Annotated in this window: 20 protein-coding genes; 9 read left to right on the forward strand and 11 right to left on the reverse strand. The window is 65.8% G+C overall.

What is annotated here, in order from left to right; translation table 11 throughout:
* Positions 1 to 32: 32 nt before the first annotated feature.
* The 3 genes from ON44_RS26605 to ON44_RS26615 all read right to left on the reverse strand — a co-directional run bounded on the left by ON44_RS26605 (position 33) and on the right by ON44_RS26615 (position 3,126).
* Positions 33 to 614, reverse strand: coding sequence for a TerD family protein (locus ON44_RS26605; protein WP_040694994.1), 582 nt, complete (start codon positions 612 to 614; stop codon positions 33 to 35).
* A gap of 79 nt (positions 615 to 693) precedes the next feature.
* Positions 694 to 2,049, reverse strand: a complete 1,356-nt coding sequence (cyp51, locus tag ON44_RS26610; protein WP_040695025.1) for a lanosterol 14-alpha demethylase — start codon at positions 2,047 to 2,049, stop codon at positions 694 to 696.
* A 231-nt stretch (positions 2,050 to 2,280) separates the two neighbouring features.
* Positions 2,281 to 3,126, reverse strand: a complete 846-nt coding sequence (locus ON44_RS26615; RefSeq protein WP_040694995.1) for an isocitrate lyase/PEP mutase family protein — start codon at positions 3,124 to 3,126, stop codon at positions 2,281 to 2,283.
* 299 nt (positions 3,127 to 3,425) lie between these two features.
* On the opposite strand from ON44_RS26615, the gene tnpB reads away from it, so the two are divergent.
* On the forward strand, positions 3,426 to 4,925 hold the full coding sequence (gene tnpB, locus ON44_RS26620; protein ID WP_051182484.1) for an IS607 family element RNA-guided endonuclease TnpB: 1,500 nt from the start codon (positions 3,426 to 3,428) through the stop codon (positions 4,923 to 4,925).
* Positions 4,926 to 4,985: 60 nt separating this feature from the next.
* On the opposite strand, the gene ON44_RS26625 is transcribed toward tnpB, so the two are convergent.
* Together ON44_RS26625 and ON44_RS26630 are read right to left on the reverse strand one after the other, a co-directional pair.
* On the reverse strand, positions 4,986 to 6,827 hold the full coding sequence (locus ON44_RS26625) for a serine/threonine-protein kinase (protein WP_040694997.1): 1,842 nt from the start codon (positions 6,825 to 6,827) through the stop codon (positions 4,986 to 4,988).
* Positions 6,828 to 7,001: 174 nt separating this feature from the next.
* On the reverse strand, positions 7,002 to 8,177 hold the full coding sequence (locus ON44_RS26630) for a serine/threonine-protein kinase (RefSeq protein ID WP_040694998.1): 1,176 nt from the start codon (positions 8,175 to 8,177) through the stop codon (positions 7,002 to 7,004).
* A 129-nt stretch (positions 8,178 to 8,306) separates the two neighbouring features.
* Here ON44_RS26630 and ON44_RS26635 point away from each other — a divergent pair, with 129 nt between their 5' ends.
* The 4 genes from ON44_RS26635 (at position 8,307) to ON44_RS26650 (ending at position 12,700) form a co-directional block, all read left to right on the forward strand.
* Entirely contained in the window at positions 8,307 to 9,077 is a 771-nt protein-coding gene (locus ON44_RS26635; protein ID WP_040695028.1) for a deoxyribonuclease IV, read from the forward strand.
* A 184-nt stretch (positions 9,078 to 9,261) separates the two neighbouring features.
* Positions 9,262 to 10,191: a TauD/TfdA dioxygenase family protein gene (locus ON44_RS26640; protein ID WP_040695029.1), complete on the forward strand. Its 930-nt coding sequence runs from the start codon at positions 9,262 to 9,264 to the stop codon at positions 10,189 to 10,191.
* Between the two features lie 169 nt (positions 10,192 to 10,360).
* Positions 10,361 to 11,569, forward strand: coding sequence for a CaiB/BaiF CoA transferase family protein (locus ON44_RS26645; RefSeq protein WP_040694999.1), 1,209 nt, complete (start codon positions 10,361 to 10,363; stop codon positions 11,567 to 11,569).
* Positions 11,570 to 11,788: 219 nt separating this feature from the next.
* A complete protein-coding gene (locus tag ON44_RS26650) occupies positions 11,789 to 12,700 on the forward strand; it encodes a hydroxymethylglutaryl-CoA lyase (RefSeq protein WP_040695000.1) in 912 nt (303 codons plus the stop codon).
* Between the two features lie 169 nt (positions 12,701 to 12,869).
* Here the strand turns inward: ON44_RS26650 and ON44_RS26655 are convergent, their stop codons facing one another.
* Both ON44_RS26655 and ON44_RS47820 read right to left on the reverse strand, forming a co-directional pair.
* Positions 12,870 to 13,721, reverse strand: a complete 852-nt coding sequence (locus tag ON44_RS26655) for a GNAT family N-acetyltransferase (RefSeq protein ID WP_040695001.1) — start codon at positions 13,719 to 13,721, stop codon at positions 12,870 to 12,872.
* A gap of 65 nt (positions 13,722 to 13,786) precedes the next feature.
* The gene (locus ON44_RS47820) at positions 13,787 to 14,128 is read right to left on the reverse strand and encodes a hypothetical protein (protein ID WP_063721640.1); all 342 of its coding nucleotides are present in this window, start codon (positions 14,126 to 14,128) and stop codon (positions 13,787 to 13,789) included.
* A 225-nt stretch (positions 14,129 to 14,353) separates the two neighbouring features.
* Here ON44_RS47820 and ON44_RS26665 point away from each other — a divergent pair, with 225 nt between their 5' ends.
* Entirely contained in the window at positions 14,354 to 14,836 is a 483-nt protein-coding gene (locus tag ON44_RS26665) for a hypothetical protein (protein ID WP_040695002.1), read from the forward strand.
* A 51-nt stretch (positions 14,837 to 14,887) separates the two neighbouring features.
* Here the strand turns inward: ON44_RS26665 and ON44_RS26670 are convergent, their stop codons facing one another.
* Both ON44_RS26670 and ON44_RS26675 read right to left on the reverse strand, forming a co-directional pair.
* Entirely contained in the window at positions 14,888 to 16,042 is a 1,155-nt protein-coding gene (locus tag ON44_RS26670) for an acyl-CoA dehydrogenase family protein (protein WP_040695003.1), read from the reverse strand.
* A 9-nt stretch (positions 16,043 to 16,051) separates the two neighbouring features.
* On the reverse strand, positions 16,052 to 17,224 hold the full coding sequence (locus ON44_RS26675; protein WP_040695004.1) for an acyl-CoA dehydrogenase family protein: 1,173 nt from the start codon (positions 17,222 to 17,224) through the stop codon (positions 16,052 to 16,054).
* Between the two features lie 219 nt (positions 17,225 to 17,443).
* On the opposite strand from ON44_RS26675, the gene ON44_RS26680 reads away from it, so the two are divergent.
* Positions 17,444 to 18,202: a hypothetical protein gene (locus ON44_RS26680; RefSeq protein WP_051182485.1), complete on the forward strand. Its 759-nt coding sequence runs from the start codon at positions 17,444 to 17,446 to the stop codon at positions 18,200 to 18,202.
* Positions 18,203 to 18,206: 4 nt separating this feature from the next.
* On the opposite strand, the gene ON44_RS26685 is transcribed toward ON44_RS26680, so the two are convergent.
* Positions 18,207 to 19,400: an epoxide hydrolase family protein gene (locus tag ON44_RS26685; protein WP_083898171.1), complete on the reverse strand. Its 1,194-nt coding sequence runs from the start codon at positions 19,398 to 19,400 to the stop codon at positions 18,207 to 18,209.
* Positions 19,401 to 19,486: 86 nt separating this feature from the next.
* On the opposite strand from ON44_RS26685, the gene ON44_RS26690 reads away from it, so the two are divergent.
* Positions 19,487 to 20,446: a helix-turn-helix transcriptional regulator gene (locus ON44_RS26690; protein WP_040695033.1), complete on the forward strand. Its 960-nt coding sequence runs from the start codon at positions 19,487 to 19,489 to the stop codon at positions 20,444 to 20,446.
* 57 nt (positions 20,447 to 20,503) lie between these two features.
* Positions 20,504 to 20,833, forward strand: a complete 330-nt coding sequence (locus ON44_RS26695; protein WP_040695005.1) for an MmcQ/YjbR family DNA-binding protein — start codon at positions 20,504 to 20,506, stop codon at positions 20,831 to 20,833.
* Between the two features lie 9 nt (positions 20,834 to 20,842).
* Here the strand turns inward: ON44_RS26695 and ON44_RS26700 are convergent, their stop codons facing one another.
* Positions 20,843 to 21,673, reverse strand: coding sequence for an SMP-30/gluconolactonase/LRE family protein (locus tag ON44_RS26700; protein ID WP_157187329.1), 831 nt, complete (start codon positions 21,671 to 21,673; stop codon positions 20,843 to 20,845).
* Between the last annotated feature and the right edge of the window lie 26 nt (positions 21,674 to 21,699).

Raw genomic sequence — 21,699 nt, forward strand, 5'->3', positions numbered from 1 at the left:
AGCTCCTCCGAGCTCCGGCTTTCGCTGCCTGCTTACGCCATCGCGAAGCGCAGCAGGGCCTGCTTATCGCCCTGCTTGATCTTGCCCTTGCGGTTGAGCACCTCGAGTTGCCAGCTCCCACCGTTGCGGAACGCCTTGGCCACGGCATTGGCGTTATCCGTACCGAGCAGCGACGGCCAGATATCGGCCACCTGCTGGGCGCTGCCCCCGGTCGCGTCGTAGACCTTGAAACTGATGTTGTTGGCCTTCTCGAACGACGAGCCCTTCTTGAATGCCGCGGCCACGAAAATGATCGCGTCGATGGCCTCGGGCACATTCGCGAAGGTGACGTGCACCGATTCGTCGTCGCCGGAGGCCGCGCCGGTCTGTTCGTCGCCGGTGTGCTGGACCGAACCGTTGCCGAGCGGGTCGAGGGAGTCGAGTCCGGCGAAACGCACCGGCTCGGAGCCCTGCATGAGGATGGCGATCAGATCCAGGTCCACACCGCGCTTGCGGCGCAATAATCCGACCGCGCCGCCGCTGGTGCCCCCCGACGGGTCCCAGCTCACCCCGACCGTCAGCTTGGTGATGCCGTTGAGATCAGCGGCGCCATCTTCCTTTTTGAGCGTGATCATGTCTTCACCCTACAAGCGAATCCGGAAGTCCATGGGGCCCAGAATCTTCCCGCTCACACTCTCGTAACTGGGTATTTGCCTAGACCTTTCGCCGCCTGCGGTAGCGCACCGCACAGGGCTGTTGCAGCTGCACCACCATCTTGCTGTGGTCGTTGCGGTAGCTGTCGGATGGTTGTGCCATCTCGAATTCCCAGTCCCGCAGCAGTATCGAGAAAATCGCCTTGAGCTGCATGAGCGCGAAGGCCGCACCGACACAGCGATGCCTGCCCGCCCCGAAGGGGATCCAGGTCCAGCGGTTGACGATATCCGCCTGATTCGGATCGATATAGCGATTCGGGTCGAACAGATCCGGATTCGGGAAGTCCTCCGGAATCCGGTTGGAGATGGCCGGCGTCGCCGCGACCAGATCACCCGGTGCGATGCGATGTCCGCACACCTCGAATTCGCCCTGCGCCACCCGCATCAGAATGATCAGCGGCGGATGCAGCCGCAGTGTCTCCTTGACCACCGCCTCCAGATTCGGAATCTGGCGCAGCGCGCCGAAACTGATATCGGAACCGTCGGCGTACAACTCGTCGAGTTCATCGACGACGCGACGCAATTCCGCCGGATGCCTGAGCAATTCGATGACCGACCACGCCGCGGTACCCGAAGTCGTGTGATGTCCCGCGAACATCATCGAGATGAACATCCCGGTGATTTCGCTCGCGCTGAATCGCGGCTGCCCCTGCTCGTCCTTGATCGAGATCAGGATGTCGAGCATGTCCCGATCTTCCTTGTTCGCCGGCGGATTCGCGGCGCGGCCGTCCATGATGCCCTGCACCAATTCGACCAGTTCCGCGCGGGCGGCGTCGCGGCGCTGGAAACTTTCGATCGGCGCATACGGATCCACATAGGCCAGCGCGTCGGTGCCGCGCTCCAGATCGTGGTAGAGGTGCGCGAAGCGTTCGTCGAGTTCATCGCGGAATCGCTTGCCGATCAGGCAGGCCGAGGAGGTGTAGATGGTCAACTCGGCGAAGAAGTCGAGCAGGTCGATCTGGCCCTCGTCACCCCAGTTCGCCAGCATGCGCTCGACCTCGCGCCCGATGGTCGCCGCGTGCCCGCGCATTTGCTCCGCACGCAATGCCTGGTTGTGCAGCATCTCCCTGCGTCGCTCCGGACTGGCGTCGAACACCACGCCCTCGCCGAAAATCGGCTTCATGAACGGATATGCGGCGGCCTGATCGAGATCCTCGTCGCCGGACCGGAAGAAGAACTCATTGGCCTCGGCGCCGGACAGCAGAATCACATGCCGCCCCGCGAGATCGAACGCCCCGACATCCCCGCATTCCGCCCGCACCCGCCGCATCAAAGCCAGTGGATCGACACGGAATTCCTCGAGATGCCCGTGCTCGTGATCGCCTCCGGAAACCCGCAGCGGCTTGACCAGGGTCATGAAATCCTCCTGGGATATCTGTCCACACACGTGATGGACACGTGTCTGGACAGTACTACGATCGGTGTGGCGCAGGCAAGGGACTTCGCCCTGTGCCCGGGAAAGCGTGCTGCCGCGACAAGAGGCCCGGCACTCGCAGTGCCGGGCCTCTCGTTCGTCGGTCCTGCCGGCGATCGAACACGCCGGTGTGCACACTCGCGGTGAACGCGTCCCTTTCGCCGGAAGTGGCGATCAGCGGCGGAAGAGGTTGTTCAGGTCGTTCTGCGTGAGTTGCTCGGCGGCGTAGGTGAAAGTGCCGCGGTCGGCCAATTCGTGTGCGGTATCGAGTAATTGGCGGTACATGGCGCGGAAGATGCTGCCGCCGACCGTGACTCGGCGTACGCCGAGCTCGCGCAGGTCGTCGAGGGACAAGGCGTTACCGGTCAAGCCCATGACCACGTTGAGCGGGCCGTCGAGTTCGCGCACCAGTGTGCCGATGGTTGTGGCATCGCCGGCACCCGGAACGAACGCACAGTCCGCGCCCGCCGCCAGGTAGGCGTTCGCCCGTCGGATGCATTCGTCGAGCGAGATATCGACCAGGAGTCCGTCGGTGCGGCCGACCAGAACGAATGGCTCGCCGCCTGCATCGATGGCAGCGCGGGCCGCGCGGATGCGGTCCGCGCACAACTCCAGGTCGTAGAGCGGTCGGGTGCTGTCGCCGGTGAAGTCCTCGATATTGCCGCCCGCCGCACCGGCATCGAGCGCCGACGAGATCGTGGTCGCCACCGTCTCGGGTTTCTCGCCGTATCCTTCTTCGAGATCGGCGCTGACCGGCACTCCTACCGCGTCAACGATCTCACGAACCCGACCCAGCATCGTCTCGCGATCGACCCGCCCATCCTCGTGCTCAGCGAAGAAGTCATGATCCGGACGACCGAGGGAGAACGCGACACCGGCGCTGGTGGTGGCCACGGCGGGAAATCCGACCGATTCCAGAATCCGGGCACTGCCCGCATCCCACGCATTCGGGAGCAGGAAGCAACCTTCCCGGTGCAGTTCGACGAACCGTTGCGCGCGTTGCCGCCGATCGCTGATCACGTCGTCTTCCTCCCTACTCGTGTACGGGTTCCCGGGTCGTTCATCCAAACGCGAAGGACATTGTAGGAACCGGACTTGTCAGCCCTCCCCTCCTGCTCTATCACACACTGCAGAAGGGGTTGCCAACTGTTGTCGATTCTGTCGTCGAATGCCGTCGTGCATGGTGTGTCGGTGCGGTTTCACCGCCAGCAGGGTGTCGGTGGCGCGTGTCGTGGGGGAAACGGTGCCGGTTGGTGTGGGTGGGCGTAGCGTGTGCGGTGTCTGGGTGGGCTTCTGCAATCTGTGGGAGGACGGGGCGGGTGGGGAAGTTCGAGCCGCGTGCGGGTTTTCAGGTGCAGGCCTACCGGTTCGCGTTGGACCCGAACGCCGCCACCGAGCAGCGGTTGAAGTCTCATTGCGGTGCCGCGCGTGCGGCCTTCAACTGGGCAGTGGCGTGGGTGCGGTCGGTGTGGTGGCAACGCGCGGCCGAGCAGTCCTACGGGGTACCCACCGAAGAGCTCACCGCGTGGCGATCGTTCTCGCTACCCGCGCTGCGGAAAGCGTTCAACCAGATCAAACACATCGACCCCCATTTCGCTGGCTGGTGGACCGAGAATTCCAAGGAGGCATACAACACCGGATTGGCCTTGGCGGCAGCCGCATTCGACAACTACTGCAAGTTCAAGAACGGGCAGCGGCGCGGCAAGCGGATGGGTATGCCACGGTTCAAGTCCAAACACCGCGCGACACCGTCGTGCCGGTTCACCACCGGCACCATCCGGGTGGACCCGGACCGCCGCCATGTCACGCTGCCGCGGTTGGGCACGATCCGCACCCACGAGTCCACGCGCAAGCTCGAGCGTCGCCTCGCGGCGGGGACCGCGCGGATTCTGTCGGCGACGGTGCGAGTCGAGCGCGGCCGCTGGTACATCGCATTCCAAGTCGAAGTCCAGCGCACTGCCCTTACCCCAGTGCGGCCGGACACGATCGCTGGAATCGATGTGGGCATAAAGCATTTGGCGGTCCTGGCCGATAACGCCGGGCAGATCCGCTACGAACCGAACCCAACCCATCTCGGCAACGCACTCACCCGCCTACGGAAGTTGTCGCGGCGGGTGTCGCGGCGACGCGGCCCCGACCACCGCAAGGGCGTCAACGGGTCGCGGCGGTGGGAAAAAGCCAACGCCGCCCGCAACAAAGTGCACCATCGGATCGCGAATCAGCGCGCCGATGCGCTGCACAAGTTCACCACCCGCGTGCGCCGCGAATACGCAACCGTGGTGGTGGAGGATCTCAATGTGGCCGGGATGCTACGCAATCGGCGGCTGGCACGCCATATCGCTGATGCCGGGTTCGGCGAGATCCGTCGGCAACTGACCTACAAGGGCGAGTGGGCTGGCGGGACGACGGTCATCGCGGATCGGTGGTTCGCGAGTTCAAAGACGTGCTCGGGGTGTGGGGTGGCGAAAACCAAGCTGCCGCTGCATGTTCGGGTGTTCACCTGCAACGAGTGCGGCCTGATCCTGGATCGGGACGCGAACGCCGCACGCAATCTTGCCACGCTCGCGGCATCATGTTCGGCTGGTACCGGAGTGGCCGGCGACCAGGACACGACAGTGTCGAAGCCTCGTGGAGCCGACCGGAAGACCCGCGCTACCCGTACCAGCTGTTCGGCTGGGGCGGGGCGGGCTGGTGGCGCAACCCTGCCGACTGGTGGTGGGAGGAAACGAGAGACCGTCCCCAGGACATCATCACGTTCACGTGGTGGTGACACCGGAACGGACCTTCCGGGCGCAAACACCCGGAATGCTGATACCTGACCACAGAATCAGCAACGGAAGGTCAGCTTCGGGCGCTATTTTTCGCGCCCGGTTCGGCTGTCAGTTCAGTGGGGCCGAGCGCCACCAGCGCAGGACCTTGTCCTGAGCACCCGCCAAACCGTCGGCGTACATGAGGAATTGGGCGCGCTTGCTGTCGCCGGTGAACGCGGTGACGATCTTCGGCCCGTCGTTGACGAACTTGTAGTTGGTGTAGGTCTTGCCGCCGTTGGTGTCGGTCGACTTGGTGGCGTCCGAAGGCAGGTTGCTCAGCGCCTTCTGCACATCGGAGGCGTTCTTGTAGACGTAGATCGTGTAGAACGGGTCGTCGTTGTCCCCGCCGCCGTAGCAATCCCACTGCGCGGCCCAGGCACCGAAGTCCGGTGTACCCGGCGTGGGCAGGGTCAGGTCGCCGGTCTTGTGGGCATTGCATTTCGCGCCGTTGTAGCCGACCGAATCGGATTCGCTGGCGGGCACCATGCGCGGGAATTCTTTGCTGATCGCGGCCGCGGTCGCGTCCACCGAGCCGCCACCGCCGTTGGACGAACTCGACGAGGTCGTCGTGCTGCCGCCACCGGAGTTCGACGAACCACCGTTCGATACCACGCCGATAATCGCGAGCACGATCACCAACAGGATCACCAGACCGACGCACAGTGCGACGATCAGCCCGACATTCGATTTGCGCTGCGGCGGGGCGGGCGGGCGCGGCCCGCTCATCGGCGGCCGAGGCGCGAATCCGAGCGGCTGCTGGTTGTAGGGATTGCTCGGATGCGGTTGCTGTTGGGTCGGCGCGGTCTGCACCGGCTGCGGATGCGGGGTGCCCTGCGAAGCGGGATTGATGGTCGTCGGCGCCGGCGGCTGCACGGTGTGCGGTGCGCTCGTCTGCGGGTACGGGCCGCTGGTCTGCGGATACGGTCCGGCGGTCGGCGGGTACGGCCCGTTGGTCACCGGATGCGGCGTACCGGTCACGGGCATCGGCTGCCCGGTGACCGGCCGTGGCGCACCCGTCACCGGAATCGCCGGTCCGGTACCCGGGCGCGGGCCGATCACCGGCATCGCCGGGGCGCTCGGATTGGCGAATGCCTGTTTGGCGGCTTGCGCGAACTCCGAGCACGAGGCGAAGCGGTCGTCGGGCCGCTTGGCCATAGCCTTCGCCAGCACCCCGTCCAGTTGGAAGGGCAGTCCGGGACGGACACTGCTCAATGCCGGGGGCGTGCCCTGCAGATGTCCCTGGATCACCGCCGCCGGATTGGTCGCTGCGAACGGACCGGACCCGGTGAACAGCCAGAACAGCGAGCAGGCCAGCGAATACTGGTCCGAGCGGTGATCGAGCGATGCGCCGGTCAGCTGCTCGGGTGAGGCGTAGGCCAGAGTCGCGGTGAAGGTGCCGGTCTGGGTGAGATGGCCAGTGTCGTCGCGCAGCCGCGCGATACCGAAGTCGGTGAGGTAGACCCGCTCACCGCGCCCGCCGCCCGAGCGGGCCAGCAGAATATTCGCGGGCTTCACATCGCGGTGCAGTACGCCCATGCCGTGCGCGTAGTCGAGCGCGTCGGCGGTCTCCTTGATGATCTGGACCGCGCGTTCCGGCGGCAGCGACTTGGGATCGACCGATGCGGCATCGATGCCATCGATGTACTGCATCGAGATCCACAGCTGTTCGTCGTCGAGGCCGCGGTCGTAGACGGTGACGATATTCGGGTGATCGAGCTGGGCGACCAGATCCGCCTCCCGCTCGAACCGCGCCCGCACCTCCTTATCGAAGAACATCTCCCGATTCAGCAGCTTCAGCGCCGTCATCCGCGGCAGTCGCGGATGTTTTGCCAGGTACACCGAACCCATGCCACCGCGACCCAATTGCCGATCGATGACATAACCGGCGAATACGTCACCGCTGGCCAGCATGTCTGCTCCACTTCCCGCCGCCCACCGGGACCCACCGATGAACGGGCGTACAGCATAAGAATGCGCGATCAGGACCTCCTGACCACGGAAAACATCGAAACCTTAGCAGGATTCGCTTAAGCCCTGGTTATCGTCGACTTATAGGTATCGCATGCGACATCGGATCGTTTCCGGCTATGGCGGAGGGCGCGGCGCTGATCCGGGCGGCGTTCTGCCGGGGCGGCGTGGGATATCGGGCAGGGCGATGGTGCCGGGACGCGGCGAACGGCGTGGCGGCAGCGGCAGGCGCGGCTGAGACGTGCGCGGAGACTCGGGGGCGCTGCGGTTGGTCGGCTCGGACGGCCGGGCGGTTCTGCTGCTGCCGACCCGCTCGGAAGTGTTGGGGGGCACCGCGTTTCCAGACGGCACCGGGTTCCGGGCCGGACCGGCATCGCGAGGAGGTTCGGTGTCTGGACGCGATTCGGGCCCCACGCCCATCGGCGGGCGATACGGACCGTTCGCTCGAGGCGGGTGCGGTGCGGACGACACCAGCGCCCGCCGAGCCGCCACGGCGAATTCGGTACAGCTGCCGAACCGGTCCGCGGGCCGTTTGGCCATGGCCCGCGCCAGCACCGCGTCCAGGGCGGGCGGCACGTCGGGGCGATACCGGCGCAGCGACGGTATCGCCCCATAGAGATGACCGTTGATGACAGCCATGGGATTCGCGCCTTGGAACGGCCCGACACCGGTCAGCATCCAAAACAGCGAGCAGGCAAGTGAATACTGGTCGGCCAGGTAATCCGGCGTACCGGTCAGTTGTTCCGGCGCGGCGTATGCCAGCGTGGCGGTAATGGTTCCGGACGAACTCAGCGTGGACTCGCCATCGCGCATGCCCGCGATGCCGAAGTCGGTGAGCAGCACCCGTTCCGGCTGTCCGATCGGCGCCTTGGCCAGCAGGATATTGGCCGGTTTCACATCGCGGTGCAGCACACCGTTGCCATGTGCGAAATCCAGGGCGGCCGCGGTATCGGCGACGATCTGCACCGCGCGACCCGGCGCGAGCACATTGACATCCGCGCAGGACGCATCCGCGCCCGGCACGAATTGCATCGAGATCCACAGCTGCTGCTCCTCGGCGCCGCGGTCGTAGACGGTGACGATATTCGGATGGTCGAGCTGGGCGACCAGATCGGCCTCCCGCTCGAAGCGGCGCCGGATCTCGGCATCGGTATACAGCTCGCGCTTCAACAATTTCAGCGCGGTCAGGCGCGGCAGGCGTGGATGCTGGGCCAGGTAGACGGTGCCCATACCGCCCTGGCCGAGCACACGTTTGATCGTGTATCCAGCGAAAACATCGCCAGTTCGCAGCACAGTGGATTCACCCCCCGTATCGGGTCGAGCACCTGGATCCTACCGATGTATCTGTTCGCACGGCCCGGACGCAACATGTTCGTTGCGGTGCCGAAGACGTTGTCGGTGGCACTCGTTAGGCTCGGCCCCATGCGCATTGGAGCACACGTCCGGCTCGACAGCGATCCGATCGGCTTCGGTGAGAAACTCGGCGCCGATGTCATCCAGCTGTTCGTCGTCGACCCGCAGAGTTGGGATAAACCGACCCCGCATCCGCGAACGGAGGAGATCCTCGCCAGCCCGATCGATGTGGTGGTGCACTCGTCCTATCAGATCAATGTGGCCAGCCTGAACAATCGCCTGCGCATGCCGTCGCGCAATGCGGTCGCGCAACAAGCCAAGGCCGCCGCCGATATCGGCGCGTTCGGTCTGGTCGTGCACGGCGGCCATGTCCGCTCCGACGGCGAACTGGAGACCGGAATCGATAACTGGCGCAAGCTGTTCGAGCGTCAGCAGGACAAGGGCGGCTTCGCGGTGCCGATCCTGATCGAGAACACCGCGGGCGGCAACCACGCCATGGCCCGGCATTTCGATTCGATCGCCCGGCTCTGGGACGCGGTCGGCGATTTCGGCGCGGGCTTCTGCCTGGACACCTGCCACGCCTGGGCGGGCGGTGAGGATCTGGTCGGCGTCGTCGAGCGGATCAAGGCCATCACCGGCCGCATCGATCTGGTGCACCTGAACTCCTCCCGCGACGAATTCAATTCGGGCGCGGACCGTCATGCCAATTTCGCGGACGGGACCATCGATCCGGAGTTGCTCGCCGAGGTGTGCCGGACGGCGGATGCCCCGGTGGTTCTGGAGACGCCCGGCGAGGGTGTCGCCGAGGATCTGGCGTACCTCCGCGAGCACGTCGGCTGATCCTGCGCCTGTCCGTCCAGACGAGGGACGGAGGGAACGACTACGGCGCGTCGGCCTGAGCGCGCTGCGCGGCCCCGCCTCACGCTGACGTTGTGATCACGACGACGAAAATCCTGGTCGGCATGGGTGTTTCGGTGATGTGCTCCAGGAGCATCAACCGATTCAACCCAGCGAAGGTGATCTCATGACGGTCGACTACGCCCAGACAACCGCCACCGTGACCAAAATCGGCGCTCGCATCGGCGCCCAGGTCGACAATGTCCGGCTCGGCGGCGATGTGGACGCGGCAACCGTCGCGGTGATCCGGCGCGCACTGCTCGAGCACAAGGTCATCTTCTTCCGCGGTCAGGACCATTTGACCGAGGACGGGCAGTACGAGTTCGCGCAACTGCTCGGCACCCCGACCACCCCGCATCCAACGGTCACCTCGCACGGCGTCAAGAGCCTGGCCATCGACTCGGAGTACGGCCGCGCCAATAGCTGGCACACCGACGTCACCTTCGTCGACCGGATCCCGAAGGCCTCCATCCTGCGCGCGGTCACCCTGCCGACCTACGGCGGCTCCACCACCTGGGCCTCCACCGTCGCCGCCTACGATTCGCTGCCGGAGCCGCTCAAGCGCCTGGCCGAGAGCCTGCGGGCCGTGCACACCAACCTCTACGACTACGCCGCCACCGACGTCGACCGGAGCAACCCGAATACCGACGCCTACCGCGCCGAGTTCCAGTCCGACTACTACGAGACCGAGCATCCGGTGGTGCGGGTGCACCCGGAGACCGGTGAGCGCGCACTGCTGGTCGGGCACTTCGTCAAGCGCTTCGTCGGAGTCTCCACCAGTGAGTCCCAGGCCTTGTTCCGCCTCTTCCAGGACCGGGTGACCCGGCTGGAGAACACCACCCGCTGGAACTGGCAGCCCGGTGACGTCGCTATTTGGGATAACCGCGCCACCCAGCACTACGCCGTCGACGACTACGACAACCAGCCGCGCAAGCTGACCCGGATCACCCTCGCCGGCGATATCCCGGTCGGTGTGGACGGGGTCAAGAGCACCTCGCATCACGGCAATGCCGAGCACTACTCGATCATCGAGGAAGTTTCCCCACTGGAGTCGTGACGGCGACCGCACGGCTGCCGCAGTAGCTCCGATTGTGCTGCGGCAGTTGAGGGGCCGTGCGATCGCTTTACCGGACTTCGTGCTGGTACGAGGTCGGGCCGCTGCCGGGCCGATCCTTTCGAGCGACCTGCAAGCAGTCGCTAGCGGCGCCATAGTACAGACTGATGCCATGAGCATCAGCCCGCTGGACGGGGTTCGCGTCCTGGAACTCGGCAATTACATCGCCGCGCCGACCGCTGGTCGGATCCTCGGCGATTTCGGTGCCGAGGTGATCAAAGTGGAGCGGCCGAAGGCCGGGGACGAGCTACGCAACTGGCGGCTCTACGGCGGCGATACCTCGATGCTGTATCGCACCATCAACCGGAACAAGAAGTCGATCACGCTGGATCTGCGCACTGCGGCGGGCCGGGGCATCGTCCTGGATCTGCTCCGGCACTGCGATGTGCTGCTGGAGAATTTCCGGCCGGGCATGCTCGAGAAGTGGGGCCTCGGTCCGGAGGTGCTGAACGAAGTCAATCCGGATCTGGTGATCACCCGGATTTCCGCCTACGGGCAGACCGGGCCGCTGTCCGCGCGGCCCGGTTTCGCCGCGGTCGCCGAGGCGGTCGGCGGGCTGCGCGAACTCGTCGGTGATCCGGATCGGCCGCCGGTGCGGGTCGGCGTGTCCATCGGTGATTCGATCGCGGGGATCTACGCGGCGTTCGGCACGGTGATGGCGCTGTTCCAGCGGCAACGGACCAACACGTCGATACCACTGGGGGAACGCATCATCGATGTGGCGCTGAACGAGGCGATCCTGTCGGTGATGGAATCGCTGGTGCCCGACTATCTTGCGTACGGCATCAATCGCGAGCGGGTCGGCGGGCGGATGGAGGGCATCGCGCCGAGTAATGCCTACCCGACCAGCGACGGCGCGAGCATCATCATCGGCGGTAACGGGGACGCCATCTTCCAGCGTTATATGGAGGTGATCGGCCGCCCCGATCTGGCTGCCGATCCGGAACTGCAGGACAATGCCGGACGCTGGCGCAATCGCGAACGGCTCGACGCGTCCATCGCCGAATGGACCGTGCGGCACACCCGCGACGAGGCGCTGAAACTGTTGGAGGCGGCGGCCATTCCGTGCGGCCCCATCTACACCGCCGCCGATATCGTCGTCGACGAGCAGTACAAGGCGCGCAATATGATTCAGCCGTTCCCGGTTGATGTCGGTGCGCCGCAACCGAAGACGGTCGGCTTTCCCGGCATTGTGCCGGTGATCGGTGAAAAGTCCCTGCCCATCCGCAATGTCGGACCAGACCTGGGTGAGCACACGCGAGAGGTGCTGTCGGAACTGCTCGGAATGAGCGATGCCGATATCGCCGGATTGGAGGCGTGATGCGCGCCGGTATCGATGGAGTGGAGGCGGTATGACGCGACGGGTATACGGCAGGCGTCGACCGCCGGGGCGCAGTGCGCGCGAAGTGAGTGCGCCCGGACACGCGCGTCCGACGGTGCATCCCACTCCGGCCACGAATGAAAAGCCCTGCGGTGGAGTGATGTGCGTGCCGCCGCATGTGCGTCAGGCGCCGCCGGTCCGGGATGCACGGGAAGAGGAATGATGCTGCGCGATGTGACATTGCGCGACGGGCTGCAGTTGACCGGAAAGGTGCTGCCGGTCGAGCGCAAGGTGGATATCGTGCGCCGACTGCTCGCCGTGGGCGTGCCCGCACTGGAGATCGGGTCGATGGCGCGTCCCGATCTGGTGCCGCCGATGGCCAACACCATGGAACTCATTGCCGCGTTGAGTCCCGGAGAACTGCAACGCTGTTGGGTCTGGGTGGCGACACCGCGCCATGTGGAGAAGGCCGCCGCCGCGGGCGTGCGCAACTTCCAGTACTGCTTCTCCGCATCGGACGCGCACAATAAGGCCAATATCGGCCGCAGCACCGAGGACAGTGTCGCCGCGATGCCGGATGCCGTTCGGTTGGCGCGGGAGGCGGGCGGCGAAATCCAGCTCTGCCTCGCCACCAGCTTCACCTGCCCCTTCGACGGTCCCGTCGATCCCGAGCGAGTGCTGGCCATTGCCAACGACCCTCGCACCGAGGGCGCTTCCGACATCGTCATCGCCGACACCCTCGGCCAGGCCCACCCGACCCAGGTATCGGAGCTGATCTCCGCGGTGCGCGACCGAACCCCGCGGCGCCGCATCGTGTTCCACGGTCACGACACCTGGGGCATGGGCGTCGCCAACACCCTCGCCGCCCTGCAAGCCGGAGCAACCATGGTCGACGGCTCCCTCGGCGGCCTCGGCGGCTGCCCCTTCGCCCCCGGCGCCAGCGGCAACACCTCCACCGAAGATATCCTCTTCGCCACCCGCCCCACCTGGTTCACCCCACCTGTCCTGGCAGAGCTGGTCGGCCTCACCGAAGACCTACTCGCCGAGCTCGACGAACCCAACCGGTCCCGCACCGCCGAAGGCGCCCGCTCCAAAGCCTCCGCCTTCGAATGGGTCACCGCCGCCCCCTGACCGCCGCACAAGCAGTGCGTACCTCGCAAAAGCTATAGCCGCTGCGAGGTCCGGTCGACCTCGACAGCGCGATCGCGGCGTATTGTGTGCTGTCCGCCGACGCCGAAACCTGCGGAAACGGTAGCGGCGGCCGCATCCGAAGAAACGCACAAAGTTCGGCGTGGCCCGATCAGGGAGCGATTGTGGCCGAGGTGAATTGGTAATGCACGAAATCGCGGACGGGTTCGAAGCCGATGGTGCGGTAGATGTGGTTCGCGGTCAGGTTGGCGATGTCGGCGAAGAGGCAGACGTTCAGGTTGTTCCAGCGCAGGGTGCGGGATACGTGGGCGGTGAGGATGCTGGCGTAGCCGTTGCCGCGGTGAACAGGTGGGGTGTAGACGGGGCCGATTCGGGACCAGCCGAAGACCGGGACCTGGTGTGCAGCAAGGGAGACGGGCTCGCCGTCGCGCTCCCACAGCCACCAGCGACCGGTCGCGATGCGGTTCCGGATGGCGATGGCGGTCAGGGTCGGTGGCGGCATACCGGATTCGAGGCGCATCGCTTCGGTCCATTCGACGCACAGCCCGACATCGGAATCGGTTGCGCGACGGGCTGATCCGGCGGCATTCGGAAAGTTCAGATCCGCGAGCCGGTAGAGGCGGGTCGAGTACACCTCCCGATAGCCGACACCGTGCCGTTTGCCCCAGCGTTCGGCGAATTCGGTGGCATCATCGGTCGCGCCCTCGACCCCACCCGCATCCGCAGCGACCTCGGCCATCGCATCGGCAACGGGCACAACACTTCCCGTGGGCAGCTCACCGAGATACACGCCGCGTCCGGCCGCGCGCATGGCGGCGCCGATCACCGTCGCGTCATCGTCGTGGACGGACAGGAACCGCGAGCAGTCGGCATCGACCTGCATGCCGGCCAGGTGGTTGGCGATACCGGTGGTGATCACCGTGTGCCGCAACGGATCACGCAACAGAAACGGCTCGGCCAGCGACCGGAACCGTGCGGCATCGGCGGTGATCTCGATCCTCATACCGAATTACGCTAGAGCCCGAAAGCCCTGCGCGCTCGCGATTTTCCGCGCCGCCGCGGCACGGTTCAGCTGGTTCGATCCGCGCGTAGCTTCAACAGCACCAGCCCGGCTGTGCACGCCAGAATCAGTCCGGCGACAGTGATTTCGACGTGCAGTCCGGCGATGCCGAGCACGGCTCCGACGATGCCGCCGATGAAAATCAGCCAGGCCGTTATCCGCGACAAAATCGTGGACAGGGTGCGCACTGGCGGGTTCGACACGACTTGCTGCGAAGTTTCCGGGGCCGCCGATTCGTCGGCCGTGGCGGAGGCTCGCAACGGAGTTGTCGAGTAAGCTCCCATCATCAACTCCTCGATGACGCCGATCAGAGTATTGCCGTCGCCCGATTTCCACCGCGCGTCTCTCATCTAGGTACTGGCGTCTCACGCGTAACTTTGATCACACGCTACGGCCCCGGGACGCGGTTCGACCACGACACGTGCCCGCGACACGCCGAAGAGACCAATTCGATATCTGAGTCACCATTGTTTAATTCACGCTGGCACCACACGTGCCCGGCGTGTGCTCGTCTGGCCGGGTCGACCGGCCTCGATTATTGTGAGCTCCACTCGAACGGACGAGGAGTGTTACCGATGGAGAGCAGCAGGGCCAAGATCGCCGGTCCGGTAATCGCCGCGGGCGCAGTCTCTCTCGGACTCGTTCTCATCGGCGCCTGCGGAATCGGCAAGCACGACACCTACGTCGCACCCCCACCGATCAAATCCGCCAACGACGACGCCGTCCCGGCCGTGCGCTACGGCACCAGCACCTCGGCGGCGCCGAAGGTGTTCATCCCGCCGTCGCCGAGCTGGCAGGTCGCGCGCCCGGGACCGCCGCGCAAGTCGGTCGATTTCACCGTTCCACCATCGGCCCTGCCCGAATCCACGACCCGAGGGCCACAGACCGCCCCGTCGTACGCCGCCCCGACAGCCGTACCGTCACCCGCTTTCACCACCGAGATCGAGCTGCCGCCGAACACCCAGCCGCGTCCTGCCGTCGATCCGACCATCGAAGAGCCACCGACGACGCGCCGCGTGCCGACGGCCACCTCGCCGGGCCTCAGCGACGACGAATAGCAAAACGGCGGCGCGTACCTCGTACGCGCCGCCGTTCGGAACTACCGGACCCTACAACTCCGGCAGGTCATAAGAACCGACCTGTGCACTGAGCACCCGCAGATGCTCCAACCCACCACCGAGCGTGCGCTCGATCGCGGTGAGCCGCGCGACGTAATGGCTCACCGGGTACTCCGCGGTGACGCCGATGCCGCCGTGCATCTGGATCGCCTCCTGGCCGATATGCCGCGCCGAGCGACCCACCTGCAGCCGCGCCCGCGACGCGACGACCGCGTCCACGGAGCTTGCGGAGTGGCCGAGAGATTCAGCGTCGGCGCCATCGGCCAGCGACGCATTCACGTAGAGGCTCATGCTGCGCGCCAATTCCAGCGAGACGTACATATTCGCCGCCCGCTGGGTCAGCGTCTGGAACTTCGACAGCGTGACGCCGAACTGCTTGCGCGTCTTCAGATAATCCGTCGTCAGCCGCAGCGCCTCCTCCATCGCACCGATGGACTCCGCGCACAGCGCGGCCTGGGCGTGCCCGATCGTGACCTGCACCGCCTCGGCGGCGTCGATATTGTCACCGAGCAGTTCGCCTGGAACCTTGTCGAATTCGATCTGCGCACCACGCTGACCATCCAGCGTCCGGTACGACTTGCGCTGCACTCCGGCCGCATCCACCAGGAACAGTCCGATGCCGCCGGTCGGCAGCACTGCGCTGACCACCAGCTCATCGGCGCTGTCACCGTGCGGAACCGGATTCTTCAGACCCGTCAGCACCCACGAATCCCCCTGCTGCACAGCGGTGGTCGCGAGTTCGGTGGACGGCCAGCGCACACCGGGCTCGGCATGCGCGAACGCCAGCAGCTTGGTACCGCCGGTCACCTCGGGCAGAATCCGCTGCCGCTGTTCGGCACTGCCGACCCGCGCGACCAGACCGCCCGGCACCAGCACCGCATCCAGCAGCGGTTCGGGTGCCAGCCGGCGCCCGATCTCCTCGAGTACGACCATGGTCTCCACCGGACCGGCGCCGACGCCGCCGTCCTCCTCGGTGAAGCTCAGGCCGAGCACCCCGAGTTCGGCCAACTGGTTCCAGACATCGCGGCTCCAGCCGAGTTCGGTGTCGGTGACCTTCAGGCGGGTCTCGGGATCGTAGTTGCGGGCGAGCAGGTCGCGGACCGTGTCGCGCAGCATGACCTGTTCATCGGTGAGTTCGAAATCCATGGCGGCGCCTCACAATCCGAGGATCGTGGAGGCGATGATGGTGCGCTGCACCTCGCTGGAGCCTCCGTAGATGGTGGTCTTGCGGTAGTTCAGATAGCCGGGGCCGCTGCGCTGTGCCCAACCGGGCGAGGCGATATCGGCGGCGTCGACCGGGAGTGCGTCCTGCCCCGCGATATCGAGCAGCAGCTCGGTCGCGGCCTGCTGCAGCTCGGAACCGCGCAGCTTGAGCACCGACGAAGCCGGATTCGGCTTACCGTCGGAGGAGTTCGAAACCACGCGCAACTGGGTCAGTTCCAGTGCGAGCAGTTCGTTCTCGAGTTCGGCGATACGCGCGGCGAAGACCGGATCCTCGAGCAGGGTGCCCGAACCCGACTTGGTCTGGCGCGCGTAATCCTTCGCGACACCGAGCTTGACCTTGGTGCGCCCGACACCGGTGATGCCGGTGCGCTCGTTGCCGAGTAGGAATTTGGCGTAGGTCCAGCCCTGGTTCTCCTCGCCGACCAGCTGATCGGCGGGCACCCGCACATTCTCGAAGAAGACCTCGTTGACCTCGTAGCCGCCGTCGATCAGCTTGATCGGGCGGATGGTGACGCCGGGAGACTTCACATCGAACAGCAGGAAGGAGATGCCCGCCTGCTTCTTCGGTGCGTTCGGATCGGTGCGGACCAGGCAGAAGATCCAGTCCGCGTACTGGCCAAGGGTGGTCCAGATCTTCTGGCCGTTGACGATGTAGGAGTCACCGTCGCGCACCGCGGTGGTGCGCAGCGAGGCCAGATCGGATCCGGCGTCGGGCTCGGAGAAGCCCTGGCACCACCAGATATCCAGCGCGGCCGTCGGCGGCAGGAAGCGCTCCTTGATCTCCTGCGAGCCGAATTGCGCGATCACCGGGCCGACCATCTGGGCGTTGAACGTCAGCGGCTCGGGCACCGAGGCCAGCTGCATTTCGTCCTGCCAGATGTGGCGCTGAATCGGCGTCCAGTCCTTGCCGCCCCACGCGACCGGCCAGTTCGGCACGGCCAGACCGTGGTCGTTGAGGATCTTGTTCGAAGTGACGATGTCCTCGCGGGACAGTTCGTGGCCGTATTTGACGCGGTCACGGATGTCGGCGGGAATCTCGGTCCGGTAGAAATTCCGCAGCTCGTCGCGGAAGCCCACCTCGTCGGGCGTCAGACTTAGTTTCATACACATCTCCCGGTGTGTCTCGTACGTCCGCGTCAAACCTACCCCCCGGTAATCTCTCACTGTCGAGTGGGTCACAAGGGCAGATCGGGTATGTGTCGCGCGTCGACCCTCAGCGACCGGTGCGGTTGGTTGTGAGTCCCTGGGCGGCGTAAGCGACGAACTGGTACGTTGCTGCACGTGGGGCGGGGCTATCCCGGTGTTCGGTATCGAGGAGAACGAGTGAACGGCAGATCCATCGCACGCGCCGCCGCGGCAGTGACCTCTCTCGGCATCGGCGCGGTCCTCGCCCTCACCGGTACCGCGGTCGCCGAGCCATCCACCGTCGATACCGGACTCGAACAGCTCACCGCCGATGCCGGATCCGATCCGGCCGCGCAGGCGGGCGTCGGCGCGCTCAGCCAGTTCACGAAGATGGTGGATATCGCCGAACTGCGCAACGTCTCGGCTGCCTTCACCCCGTTCGCCTATGCCGCCCCGACCTTCGGCTGCGGCAGCATCGGCCCGGTCACCACGATCATCGCGGCGGCCTCCACCGACGGCTCCAACCCCAATGGCGCCGCGGATCCACTGCCAGGCACCCTGCGCTTCAGTGCGACACCCGCGCATTCGGGCGCACCGCTGTCCTCCGGGCTCGTCGTGGCCTGGCTGAACGTCAATACCGGCGCGAGCGGTCTCACCACGCTCGACGACCGGACCGAATACAACATGCCGACATTGTCGAAGACCGTGACCAGCGGTCCTGGCACGGTCATCGCCTCGATGTGGGGCATGATCGACTACCCGTTCGCGCATTGCGTGATGACGCCGACGGTAGGGATGTTCTACGTTCCGAATCTTCCGGTGCTGCCGGCGCCGGCGCCCGAGAGCGCCGCGCCGGCACCGGCACAGCCTGCCTCGACTCAGGAGCCGGTGGCGCCGGCCGCCCCGAACCACGCGGACTCCGTATCACGGGACGAAATCGCGCACCAGAACAACTGAGCGCTCAAGCCACCTTGCCGAAGAACGCTCGGATATCGGCGACGTGCATATCCGGCAGTTCCATCGGCACGAAGTGGTTTCCGGTATTGCCCTCGGGCCAGTGCGCAATAGTGTTGTCGCGCTCGGCGAGTCGCAACATGAGTGCGGAACCGCCCGCGTAGACGCCCGTCGGTACCGCCTTTTGGCCGGTAGGCCAGACGAATCCGCCGTCGCCGAGTCCGTTGTACATCGGCCAGGACGACGTCCCTGCCGTGTTGGTGAACCAGTACAGGCTGATATTGGTCAGCAGATGATCGCGGTCCATGACGTCCTCGGCCAGTTCGGCCAACGGGGTGAACTCGTTGAATTTCTGCATCAGCCAGGCGAGCAGGCCCACCGGTGAATCGGTCCAGGCATGCGCGAAAGTCTGTGGCGCGGCACGCAATAGCACGTGGTGGTTCACGCCGCCGGACATCCAGCCCTGCATCTGGTCCCATTCCGCGCGTTCCTCCGGCGTCATGGTCGGCACATCGGCCTCGGTCGGCATGCCGATACCGCCGTCGAGATGCACACCGACCACGCGATCCGGTGCGATAAGGGCGATTTCGGGTGCCACGTAGGCCCCGAGATCACCGCCCTGGGTGCCATAGCGCTGGTAACCGAGCCGATCCATCAGCTCGACCCACATCTCGGCCACCCGACGCACCGTCATCCCGGTCTCCTTCGGTCCTTCGGAGAATGCGAAACCGGGCACGGACGGGACCACGACATGGAACGCCTGCGCCGGATCGAGTCCGTGGGCCCGCGGATCGGTCAGCAGGCCAATGGTTTTGGTGAATTCGACGAACGAATTGGGCCAGCCGTGGGTCAGGATCAGCGGCAGCGCATCCGGCTCGGGCGAACGCACATGCAGGAAATGCACGTCCAGGCCGTCGATTTCGGTGATGAACTGCGGGAACTCGTTCAATGCCGCCTCCTGGGCCCGCCAGTCGAATCCGGTGCGCCAGTACTCGGCCAGCTCCCGCAGATAGCCGACCGGAACACCGCGCTCCCAACCCTTGCCCGGCAGCTGCGCCGACCAGCGGGTGCGGGCCAGCCGGTCGATCAGATCGTCGATATCGGCCTGCGGGATGTCGATGCGGAAGGGGCGAATCTCGTTCAGCCCACCCGTCTCCCGACCGCCACCCCTGATCGAATCGCTACGCGATGCTGCATTCATTTCAACTCCTAATTCTTGGGTACATCAAGCACGTTAGAAGCCATATAGGACAATCCATGTCCTAGTTATCCGGAATCATGAAAATCATGAACGACACCCCCGCCCGCCTGCTGCGCCTGCTCTCCCTGCTGCAGACACCACGTGAATGGCCGGGTAGCGAACTCGCCGATCGACTCGGCGTCACCGACCGCACCGTGCGCCGCGATATCGACCGGCTGCGCGACCTCGGCTATCCGGTCGAGGCGACAATGGGTGCGACGGGCGGTTACCGGCTCGTCGCCGGTACCGCGATGCCACCGCTCCTGGTCGATGACGACGAGGCGGTCGCCATCGCGGTCGGGCTGCGCGCCGCCGCCGGATCGGCCATCGTCGGCATCGAGGAGGCCTCGGTCCGCGCACTGGCCAAGCTGGAACAGGTGTTGCCCGCCAAATTGCGCCGCAGGGTGCGGGTGCTCGGCACCGCCCTGGTGCCGCATACCGACGACGCCCCGGCCGTCGATCCCGAGGTGCTGACCGCGCTGGCCGCGGCCGTAACCAACAGGGAGCGGGTACGTTTCGCGTATCGGGGCGAATCCGGTGCCGAAACCCGTCGCCATATCGAACCGGTCGGGCTGGTGCCGTCACGGCGTCGCTGGTACCTCGTCGGCCACGATATGGACCGCGACGACTGGCGCATCTTCCGAGTCGATCGCATCGACCGACCGCAACCCACTGGAGCCCGCTACAGCCGGCGAGCCCTGCCCGCCGCGGATCCGGCCGCCTATGTGGCGGGTCGCCGGACCGATTGGGGCACGCCGTCCTTCCGCGTGCGCGTGACGATCCAGGCCCCGATCGGCCGGGTCGCGGGCCGTCTCGGCGACTCCCCCGGCGATATCGCACCCATCGACGACGACTCCTGCCGACTGGACGCCACCCGCGACGACGACCCGACCTGGTTGGCATACCGCCTGATCGAACTCGGCGCGAACTTCCGAGTCCACGAGCCGCTCGTCCTGGCGGAGCGGTTGCGCACGATCATGTCGCGCATAACCGACGCCGTCACTTGATGACCGACGAAGCGATGTGCACGATAGGAGTCCGATTTCCGAACCGGAGGCTGAACCGTGCTCGACGCCGACGACGTGCGCCGCATCGCGTTGTCCTTTCCCAAGACCGTGGAGAAGGAACGCTGGAACCATCCCACCTTCGATGTGGCGGGCAAAATGTTCGTCACCATCCCCGACGATCAGACCTCGTTCGCCATCCGCTGCCCCAGACACGATCGCGAAGAACTCATCGCCGCCGAACCGGACAAGTTCTGGGTCCCGCCGCACGAGTCGTCCTCGTCCTGGGTCCGGGCCCGGCTCTCCGCCGTGGAAGATATCGACGAACTGTACGACATCCTGCTGGATTCCTGGCGTCAGGCCGCACCCCCCGACCTCATCGAAGACTGACCGATTCGCTCAGTGCGGCAGGCGAATCCGCAGGATCGCGCCGCTCTCGGTGCCGGCGAGAAGTTCGTCGGAACGGCCCGGCACGACGACCACCGATGTCATCGGTTGGCCGGTAAGTACGGCGCATGCGGTATTCGCGGCCGGGTCGACTCGAACCAGCTGGCCGGTCAAGGTGGTCACGTAGAGCACGCCCGCGTCAGTGATGACGAGATCGTCTACGAAGTCCGGTATTCCGGGTGACACCGTCAAGTCGGCGACTACGGCGACGCTGGCCGGCTCGTCGATCGGAAAGCGTACGATCCGACCGAGCGGATTGTCGTTCATGCTGACGTAGATCGAATTGTCCTGCACCACAATGCCATTGGCACCGGCGTACTTCGCCCGCGCCGTCCAGTCCGCATCGACACTGCCGTCCGGACGGATCCGGATCACGCCGAGGCCGGACGCGACGTACAGATTGCCCTGCGCATCGAAGGCGGCACCGTTGGGCATGGTGAATCCGGAGGCGAATACCGCAGGCCTGGGATCGTCGGGGTCGAAGCGCACCACCCCACCTGGACGGACCACGCTCGCCGGTGAATCGCCGAAGACGACATAGAGCAGGCCGTCGGGCCCGAGCCGAATCGCGCCCGGGAATTCGACCGGCACCGTCGCGGTCAACCGGCCCGCGCTGTCGTAGCGCTGCACCTCATTGCGGTACAGCCGCGATACCCACAGGTTGCCCTGCGCGTCGTACCCCACGTTCTCCGACCAATCGAGCACCGGCAGACCGGCGGGCACGGCCGTCGCCGCTTGGGCCTGCGCGCATGCGGCGACCGCACCCGGTTGGGGCTCGGCCATGGCAGCCGACGCATCCACGCCGGCAC

The sequence above is a fragment of the Nocardia vinacea NBRC 16497 genome (assembly GCF_000308835.1).
Taxonomy (GTDB): domain Bacteria; phylum Actinomycetota; class Actinomycetes; order Mycobacteriales; family Mycobacteriaceae; genus Nocardia; species Nocardia vinacea.